1 protein-coding gene is annotated in these 264 nt (G+C 59.8%); it reads left to right on the top strand.

Annotated features, from left to right (window positions below; all coding sequences use genetic code 11):
* Positions 1–264 (top strand): condensation domain-containing protein (locus tag KZZ07_RS27045; RefSeq protein WP_219520082.1); only part of this gene is annotated, 264 nt, incomplete at both ends.

Below are 264 nucleotides of genomic sequence, written 5' to 3'. Positions count from 1 at the left end.
CAACGCCTGGACCTCGCCCAAGCCCCGTTGATGCGCTTGGTGTATACGCAAGAGCCCCAGCGGGTGGTCGCCACGTTGCTGTTCCATCACTTAGTGATGGACCACCTTGCGCTGGAAATCCTGCAGCATGAAATGCAGGCATTTCTGTTGGGGCAAGAGGCCGAGCTGGGCACGCCGGTGCCGTATCGCAACTATGTCGCGCAGACCCGCCTGGGGGTTGATGATCACGAGGCGTTCTTTTGCGAGATGCTGGGTGAGATCGAC

It is taken from the genome of Mameliella sp. CS4 (genome assembly GCF_019392335.1).
GTDB lineage: Bacteria > Pseudomonadota > Alphaproteobacteria > Rhodobacterales > Rhodobacteraceae > Antarctobacter.
The sequence above is the reverse complement of the archived record's forward strand: the minus strand, read 5'-3'. Positions and strand labels throughout refer to the sequence as shown.